This is a genomic window from Serratia sp. MMO-28 (assembly GCF_037199905.1).
GTDB lineage: Bacteria > Pseudomonadota > Gammaproteobacteria > Enterobacterales > Enterobacteriaceae > Chania > Chania oryzae.
Genome location: NZ_JBBCVB010000005.1, coordinates 224,233 through 233,040, shown reverse-complemented (window position 1 = coordinate 233,040; position 8,808 = coordinate 224,233). Strand labels below are relative to the sequence as shown.

Annotated in this window: 6 protein-coding genes; 4 read left to right on the top strand and 2 right to left on the bottom strand. The window is 57.3% G+C overall.

Features of this window, described 5'->3' with window-relative positions; genetic code table 11:
• On the top strand, positions 1-373 hold a 373-nt coding region (locus WG891_RS06595), incomplete at its 5' end, for an arginine deiminase family protein (protein ID WP_337261997.1).
• A 120-nt stretch (positions 374-493) separates the two neighbouring features.
• On the opposite strand, the gene WG891_RS06590 is transcribed toward WG891_RS06595, so the two are convergent.
• Positions 494-1,597 carry a baeRF11 domain-containing protein gene (locus WG891_RS06590; protein WP_337261996.1) on the bottom strand — a complete coding sequence of 368 codons (1,104 nt, stop codon included), beginning with the start codon at positions 1,595-1,597 and terminating at the stop codon, positions 494-496.
• A 321-nt stretch (positions 1,598-1,918) separates the two neighbouring features.
• On the opposite strand from WG891_RS06590, the gene WG891_RS06585 reads away from it, so the two are divergent.
• The 3 genes from WG891_RS06585 to WG891_RS06575 are packed head-to-tail and all read left to right on the top strand — an operon-like array spanning position 1,919 to position 8,189.
• Complete coding sequence (locus WG891_RS06585; RefSeq protein ID WP_337261995.1) at positions 1,919-3,043, top strand: SrfA family protein; 1,125 nt, start codon at positions 1,919-1,921, stop codon at positions 3,041-3,043.
• On the top strand, positions 3,043-5,967 hold the full coding sequence (locus tag WG891_RS06580; RefSeq protein WP_337261994.1) for a virulence factor SrfB: 2,925 nt from the start codon (positions 3,043-3,045) through the stop codon (positions 5,965-5,967). Before WG891_RS06585 ends, WG891_RS06580 begins: the two co-directional genes overlap by 1 nt.
• The gene (locus WG891_RS06575; RefSeq protein WP_337261993.1) at positions 5,964-8,189 is read left to right on the top strand and encodes a virulence factor SrfC family protein; all 2,226 of its coding nucleotides are present in this window, start codon (positions 5,964-5,966) and stop codon (positions 8,187-8,189) included. The genes WG891_RS06580 and WG891_RS06575 overlap by 4 nt, the downstream gene beginning before the upstream one ends.
• Here the strand turns inward: WG891_RS06575 and WG891_RS06570 are convergent.
• A complete protein-coding gene (locus WG891_RS06570; RefSeq protein ID WP_337262004.1) occupies positions 8,151-8,756 on the bottom strand; it encodes a nitroreductase family protein in 606 nt (201 codons plus the stop codon). The genes WG891_RS06575 and WG891_RS06570 overlap by 39 nt on opposite strands.
• Positions 8,757-8,808 lie beyond the last annotated feature (52 nt).

The following is an 8,808-nucleotide window of genomic DNA, read 5'->3' as shown; positions in this document are numbered from 1 at the left end:
CCCGGCGATCGTCAATCAGATCAAGACCTTCTCCTTGCGCCCGGACAGTGGCCCAACCGGTATGAAACTGAGCCGTGATAAAGGCACCTTTGTTGAAGCGATCGCTGGCGCTCTGAACCTGAAGAAACTGCGCGTCGTGGAAACCGAAGGTAATGACTACGATACCGAGCGCCAGCAATGGGACAGCGGCAACAACATGGTGGCCCTGTCTCCGGGTGTGGTACTGGCTTACGATCGCAACACCAAAACCAATACCCAACTGCGTAAAGAAGGGGTTGAGGTGATTGAGATTGTGGGCAGTGAATTGGGCCGTGGGCGCGGTGGTGGCCACTGTATGACCTGCCCGATTATCCGTGACGCTATTGATTATTGATTGAAATAAATCGCTAGCACCATGGTGAGCCTAAGCCGGATAGCTTGTCTATCCGGCTTTTCTTTACTATGGTCAGTCAGTAAAAAGCCCCTTACCGGGGCTTCATACTGGCCATTTTTTTTACAGCGGATAACGTAATATTGCGTGAAGATCGGCACCGGCTGGCAGATCTTCGCTACGTACTGCCAATACCCTTGCCCCAGTGGCCATCGCACGTTTGGCAATTTCATCAATGATCCCGTAGCTGGCTTCATTACTGTTGCCGCTGAAAGTGATCACACCGTCATTATCAATGGTTCCGTTCACGCTGCTGTCGATATTGATCAACAGGAGATCGATAGCACCAAAGGTAGCGGCACGAGCGGCATCGGACAGATCCTGCGTCACTCGCCGTTCACCCGCACGAGTTTCAAAGCGCGATTTCAACGCCTTCAGCTGTGCCTGATAGTATTTCTCCATCAGTGGCCGAACTAAGGTCACTAATTCGGAAACGCCTAAATGCTCGGCATTGCTGAAAAGCGTTTCATCAGTCAGATTCGGTAACGAGTTGGTTGAACGGTAAATAGAAGCCAAGGGTTCGGTACTGGCCAAAATAAGTGGGTAATCATGGCTGGCAAAGAGTGGGCGTAAAGCGTGATCGACCTTACGGGTATATTGTGCCAGCCTCACCTTATGGTGAACCGCACCGTGGTGGTGATCGTTTAACGCGGCATCCCCCATCGCGTCACGTTTATGGGATGGCATATTCGGCACCGCGACTTCCACCGGCGGCACATCGGCAAAAAACTCAATCAGACGCGTCTGGTTCTCGGACAGCGCCAGAATATAAGCGGAATGCGGGAATGTCAGTGCGCGCAGTAGCGGTTTAAGGTAGAAACGTTCGCTCACCTCAAGCTGATTAGACAGTTCGTTGGCTAAACGATAAGTTTTAATGCTGTCGGGCGTGGCCAGGATGGCCAGGCTGCGCGCATGCAGATCCCAAAAGTCTTCATCTTCCAGTACTGAATAAAGTTCTTCTTCCAACAGGGCCAAACGGCGTTTATCCAACCCCTTTTCCGCCACCTGATCTAAGGCCTCTTTAATAAAATTACCCAGTTGAATTTTACTGGCATCCAATTTCTGGCGCAGCGGGGAGGTTTCAAGGTAGATGGAAATACAGGCATCAGAGCGAACATCGGCTAAACGGGAGAACTCTTCACGGCTTGGAATATCAACATATAGCATGTGCTACCTCGCAAACAGACAGTTTATTTGGGTTGTATTGAGTTTTGAGTATAGCTCGCCATCAGCAAATGAAAGGGGATATTCCAGCTTTTAATCAGATAATTAACGGGGTTGTGAGCCTAGTGCACAACATGCAGATGGCACACATCAACCGCGATTCAATCAGGCATGAATGTGGGGTTTTTGGGTTTCCAGCCCCTAAACGGCGGGATGATACCTAAAACAGACAGCGATTTTACCCTGTACTCCCCCGTTTGACGTCGTCCACGCCTTTTACACTTAGGGTTTACCATTTTGCAGCATCACAACAGGGCATCCGGCGTGGCAACCCCCTTTTTACGCAGCGGCCGCATAGACAGCGTTCTGATCTTGAACGAGAATGGGCACCCCCTTTATGCTGCCGCATTGCCATTACGTGAGGCGCTGCGCCTGCAACAGCAGCAAGCGGCGGCAAATTGCCTGGCGATCCCGGTGCCCCACGAACAAGGCGATCGCATCGATTGGTATGCCCCGATCGCGGGCTCGGTAACCTCCTGGGCTGTGGCTAACGAAGCCGAACGGGCTGATGCCCTGCGCCAGTTGGAAGCGACGCAGGCTACCCTGAACGCCATCAGCCTGCGGGCTCGTCAGGCTGCGCAACCCAGCCAGCAGCTATTCGCCGCGCTGCTGGCCAAAACCATGCAGTTTCCCGATCGCCACGCGGTCTATCTGGTCGCTGGGCAACCGGTGATCACCTTCTGGGGCTGCGTGAAACCCGATGGCAAAATCTCTGATGACCCGCTGAGCTGCCTGCGCCCTGCACCGCTCGCCCCACCAGAAACTGTGCCTGCGCCTCCTTCGCCACCGGCTGCTCACCCGCTGCGCCGATATTTACTGCCAGCGTTAATGGCGCCGATCGCGCTGCTACTGTTGTGGCGCCATTATCTGCCTGCCGCCGAGAGCGCTCCAGCACCAGAGAACAACGTGCCAGTAATAGCCACTCTGCCTGTGCCGGTTGTTGCCCCTTACCACCCGCAGTTGCCGCTGGGCCAGGCCACGGTATTCCCCGTGGCCGAAACAGCACCGGCCATCATGAGTAAGAATACCCTGACGCTGCCGAGCGTGGCGGTAAAAATGGGCTCCACGGCATTCCTCAATGGGAAGTGGCGCGTCACGCTGGCGCAGAAAGAGCCCATCAGCATGCTGTATCAGTTCAACCATGGCAAAGGCATAGCCACGATCGTCCAGGGCGAAAACATCACCTGCCGGGCTGAGGTGAGCGCCGGGCTGATGCCCTCGGGCAATCTGGTGATCAACAGCCGCACCAAAGCCCGTTGCAGCAACGGTTCCCGCTATCAAATACCGGAACTGGTGTGCCAGCAAGGCGAAACCGGGGCCGCTGATTGCACTGGCCGCTACGATCCTGAAACGGTATTCCCTATAACGATGAAGCGCGAGAGTAAATAATGCTGGCGACCACCACGGATTATCAACAGAGCGTTACGCTGATCGGCAATAGCGGGATCCAATTCCTGGATTTTGCCATCACTGCGCAACTGGATGCCGAGCGCCCCGGCAAGTTTGTCCGCCAAACCGCCAACGGCCCCCTATTGCGCCTGAACTATAACGCAGCCAACGGCAAATACTGGCTGCCTCAGGCCGCCGATCAGCCGCCAGAAATGGTTCGCCCCGAGTTCAGTTTTCCGCTGGAGCAGTCGCTACGCCTGCTGAACCAGACCTGGCTACCTTTACCTTTCTTTCGTTTCAATCCCCCCGACACCTTTCTGCCGGGGCCGGATAACTGGGCACGCGTACAAATCCGCCTGCTGGAACAGCCGGATAATCAAGGCCATACCCTGCGCATCACGCTGGCGTTTGACACTAAAGTGTATCCAGCAGGCGATGTCCATGCGCCGCTGGTGCCAAGCCAGCAGGATATCGCCACCGGCCTGAGTTTTGCGTTGGCGCATCGCAGCCAGGATCTGGGGGATTTTCTGGATGCGATCTGGGTTGATGGTTGGCTACGCGAGGTCTTTATCCAACAGGCCCGTGCGCAAGAACAACGCCCGGAACGCAATATCAACGCGTCGCTGCGCGAATTTGAGTACCAAGCCCACTACCTCAACCTGCTGGAGCTTCTGGCTAGCCAGTTGCAGGTGCCAACCCTCAAATTGGGTGATGCGCAGTTACAGGAACCAGTACAAGTCGATTTGATTCTGGACGTCGGCAACTCGCAAACCTGCGGTATTCTGGTGGAAGATCATCCGGCGGAGCGCGATGGCCTAAAACACAGTTATGAGCTCCAAGTACGCGATCTGAGCCAGCCACACCACCTGTATCCCGGGCTATTTGCCAGCTGGACCGAGTTTGCCGAGGCCAAATTCGGCAAGCCGCACCACTCCTTTGCCAGCGGCCGTGATGATGCCTTTCAGTGGCCAACCTTCACCCGCGTCGGCCACGAGGCCTGCCGCCTGGCGCAGCAACGGCAAGGTGAGAATGGATCTACCGGCCTGTCCAGCCCACGCCGCTATCTCTGGGATCAAGAGCGTTATTTACCGGGTTGGCGCTTCAACCGCACGGCGGAACACAGCCCCTTGGAACCCCCTGCCAGCGCCGCACCGCTGGCACAACTGCTTAATGATGAAGGGCAACCGCTATACACGCTGCCGCTGAGTGAACGCCTGCCGGTTTTCTCAGCACAGTACAGCCGCAGCGCCGTGATGGCACTGATGCTGGCCGAACTGCTGGCGCAGGCGTTGATGCAAATCAACAGCGTGGACCAGCGTTATAACCAGCCATGCAGCACCGCGCCAAGGCGCTTGCGCACCATTATCCTGACCTTGCCTTCGGCGATGCCGGTGCCGGAACGCGAAATTTTCCGCCAGCGCATGCATGAAGCGATCGCACTGGTGTGGAAAGCCATGGGCTGGCACCCGCAGGATGCGGATTTCACCACGCCGCCCAGCATACCGCGGCCAAATGTGCAAATGGAGTGGGACGAAGCCACCTGCGGCCAGATGGTGTATCTGTATAACGAAGTTCAGGTGAATTTTGCTGGCCAGGCCGATGCTTTCTTTGCCGCCATGGCGCGGCCGGGCAGCGCGCAACCGCCCGGCACGCTGCGTATTGCCTCGGTGGATATTGGCGGCGGCACGACCGATCTGGCCATTACTCAATATCATCTCGAGGAAAGCGCGGGCAACCACGTTAAAGTGCTGCCGCACCTGTTGTTCCGTGAAGGGTTTAACGTTGCCGGTGACGATATTTTGCTGGAAACTATCCGGCTTTACGTGTTACCCGCGTTGCTGGCGGCGCTGAAGCGGGCGGGTATGGCGGCACCAGAGGGGGTAATGAGCAAATTGTTTGGTCAGCCAGATCCCTCTGCCCGGCAGCAACAAGTGACACTGCAACTTTTTATCCCCCTCGGCCAGGCGATTCTTGAGCGTTACGAAACCTTTAATCCCCTGCAGGCGCGCAGCGAGATCGATGCCACCTTAGGGGAACTGCTGGTGCAACGGCCGACCGATGCCCTGCTCAGCTATATCAACCGTGAGATTCAGCGTCAGTTACCCGCTGGGGCCGAGCCGTTTGATATCTTGCAGGTGCCGCTCATTCTGCGCTTGAGCCAATTACATGCTGAATTCCTGACCCCGCGAATGGCGATTACCCGCCACTTACGGCTGTTGACAGAAGTCATTGCGCTGCATAATTGCGATGTGTTGCTGCTTACCGGCCGCCCTGCGCGCTTCCCAGGAATTCAGGCGTTGTTGCGCCAACTGCAACCCCTGCCGATTAACCGCATTGTTACCCTGGACGGTTACCACACGAGCGACTGGTATCCCTTCAACCAGCAGGGGCGAATCGCCAACCCCAAATCCTCCGCCGCCGTTGGCGCTATGCTGTGCCTGCTGGCGCTGGATCTGCGCTTGCCGGGGTTTTATTTCAAAGCAGCCGATTTTCGCCCTTACTCTACCTTGCGCTATTTGGGGCGCCTGAATGAGGGCAACCTGCTGCCCGCCAGCCAGGTTTATTACGCCGAGCTTGATCTGGACAGGCCCGGCGAATGGGATGCGCAAGTCAGCGTTGCTATTGACGGCCCCGTGCGCCTGGGTTTTCGCCAGTTGAATAACGAACGCTGGCCTGCCGCGCCACTGCTTACCCTGAGCATTAGCGAACCTCAGTTGGCCCGCCAACTGGCAGGTAGCCGCCGATTGCACGTTAAATTGGCGCTCGACGATCGCCTGCCCCATTTTCGGCTGGCCGCCGCTGCGCTTGACGATGGCAGCCCGGTACCGACGGAACATGTGCAACTTAAACTGAATACGCTGACAGATAATGGATCGGGGATCACCCACTATTGGATCGACAGCGGGAGTGTCTTTAGCTCATGAAATCATCCATTAGCCGCCTGAGTGATGTTATCGACCAGGCCTTGGCCTGGGTTGAGGATACCCGCCAGCAAGTACCCCGCCTGGCGCTGGAAGCCCAGGCGTTAACGCTCAGCCTGCGGCGGAGTCGCATCAAGTTCCATCAGCTGGCTGCCGCAGCGGGTAAGCAGCCCACACTGGGTTTTTATGGCCGTTCGCAGGCGGCGAAAATGCATCTGATTTCAGCCTTGGCCAGCGCAGAACCGGGGTATCTGACGACCTGTTTTGCAGGTAAGACACTGGACTTTTTAAGCCATATTCAGCCAGATGGCCCGTCTGCCGCGATCGCGATCCGCTTCAGCGCCCATCTGCCGCCACAGCATACGGACTATCCCGTGCAATTAACGCTGATGACCGAGGCCGAACTGGTGAGAATGCTGGCCAAGGCTTGCCCAGCCGCTCCGGCGCTGGCATGGGTTGCTGACGAGTGGAAAACGCTGACCAAACTGCGGCAAGCGCAGGCCGTTGCCGGCATCAGCGCTGACGACGCCGTCGCGCTATGGGATGCGCTGCAGCGTGACGCGAGCCCGTTGCCCGCAGAGTACGGTGCTGCCATGGTGGCCTTGGCTCCCTATCTCACGATTGACGATCGCGCCCGTCTGTTTTCACCGCTGTGGCACGGTGATAGCGAGCTAACAGAATGCTACCGCCGCCTGGCGTATCGCTTGCAACAGTTGGGGAATATCCGCCTGGTCACCGCGCCTCTCAGCCTACTGAGTGACGAAGTACAGCGCCCGGCCAACGGCATTTTCGCGCTGACGCCCAGCGATGAAACGTTATTGGTAAGGCCGCTCGGCGCTAACCCCGTCTCAATACCCCTGGCTGATTTGCGCTGGCTCACCGCCGAGGTGCTGATCCCGTTGCAGGCACCAGCTACGCATCCTGGCTTGGCACACTGCGATTTTCTCGATTTACCCGGTTACGGCCATTCACCGCTGCTGCAGGCCAAAAGCCTCTGCCTGCTGGAGCGCTATAGTGAACAACGGGCAATACACACATTGCTGCTCTGTAACGCCGCCGCATCCGCTGAAGAAGCCACGGCGGTGGGCCGAGCGCTGGACTTTTGGCAGCAACAGATGCGCGGCAAAAACGCCAAACGCACGCCGGGGCTGATTTGGGCCTTTACTGCGCACGATCGGCGCACCACCACGCGCTACGACGAAGCGGTGCAACGCTACGTCGGTGAACCCGGTGAAGCCTGGGGCAGCCTGCTGGCACGCGATGAGGACGAGCTACAGCGTATGGCAGATTATCTGGCCACCGAGCTGAACTGTGCTGAACATCAGCACCATCTGGCGCAGCAACTCACCCAGCTTAGGCATGACGTGTTGGAAAAGCTGCTGGGCCGTTGGCACAAGACAGAACATGGCGATAAAGCCCCCATCGCCAAAGCCACGGTCAAGGCCCTGCAAGCGCGTCTCGCCCTGCACGGCGAACTGCTGGAACACGTGTTACCCAGCCGCCAACGGTTGCGCCAGCTTTATCGGCAACAGCATGTGCAACAATTGGCCGATCCCATAGCTCCCGCACTCGATTTGTTCGATGATCAGCCCGCTGCCGTGCGCCCCTGTGCGGATAACGCCGGTTTGGCGCACGATGTGCAATCGTTGTGGATCAACCATCTGCGCGCTTTAGCTGGCAATGCTGCGCTGCTCGAACTGCTGGCAATAGCCCCTGCGACGCTGGAAACCTTGGCCGATGAACTGATCACCGCCAGCTTCCGCCTGGATCTCTGGTCACGGCTGGCAACGACACTGGCTGAAGCCGAACGTAATGGCCACCAGCGGGAAAACCCGATCGAACGGCAGATCGCCTGCGTGCTGACGGTGCTCGGGGATTTTGTTGCCTGGCTGGGTTTCCCAGCGGTTGAACCGGCGCTTCGCCCTGCAAGCCGTATCAACCAGGGGCAACCCATCTTTACGCAACCGGATTACGCAACAGGCTCACGCCTGACGCAGCTCCCCGGCGAGCCGGTAAATACAACGGCCATTTATATCTACGACTGGTTGGTGGGGTTGCATGCGCTGATTTGCGCCAATGCGGGTTACGGCGTGGCTGAAGCGCTCAATGCTGCGCAGCGCGAACGCTTGGGCGGGATTATTCAGGGGCTGAGAGAAGCGCTCCCCAAAGAGAGCGCATTGCCGCGATTAAAAACGGTCGACTTTCACAACGTCATCAATCGGTAATTTACCCATACGTGGATAAGGCTGGCCGATACCTTTACCAATCGCCACCATCAGGGCGATCTGATAATGCTCTGGCTTGTTGATGATCTTGCCAACGGCGTCAAAATCAAAGCCGTCCATCGGGCAGGAGTCATACCCTTGCGCCTTGGCGGCCAGCATCAGCGTCTGCGCGAAGATCCCGCTGCTGCGCATGATCTCGTCGCGCTGCACCTGCGCTTTACCACGGTAGTATTGATCGATAGCCGGGAACATAAACTGCTGAACGGGTTCTGCTGCTTCGCCCCAAATGTGTTTCACCTGCGATTCCCAGCTCAGCAGATCGCCACACAGCACCACCAGCATTGAGGCGTCCGTCACCTGTGCCTGCCCCCAGGCCGACTCACGGATCTTCTCACGCTGGGCGCGATCTTCAATCAACAACGGGCGCCAGTGCTGCAGGTTAAACGCGCTAGGCGCATTTTGCAGCGCGATATTCAGCAGCGCTTTCTTCTCTTCCAGCGTCATCACATGCTGGGTATCGAACTGTTTGGTGGCACGGCGTTGTTGAATGGCATCAAGAGTATTCATCATTATCCTTATCTTTAGTCACGGTGTTTTGTGATCATTGTCTCGATCTCGC

Coding starts and splice junctions, on each gene's coding strand:
- WG891_RS06590 (WP_337261996.1), bottom strand. CDS start 1,597: ATGCTATATGTTGATATTCCAAGCCGTGAAGAGTTCTCCCGTTTAGCC.
- WG891_RS06580 (WP_337261994.1), top strand. CDS start 3,043: ATGCTGGCGACCACCACGGATTATCAACAGAGCGTTACGCTGATCGGC.
- WG891_RS06575 (WP_337261993.1), top strand. CDS start 5,964: ATGAAATCATCCATTAGCCGCCTGAGTGATGTTATCGACCAGGCCTTG.
- WG891_RS06570 (WP_337262004.1), bottom strand. CDS start 8,756: ATGAATACTCTTGATGCCATTCAACAACGCCGTGCCACCAAACAGTTC.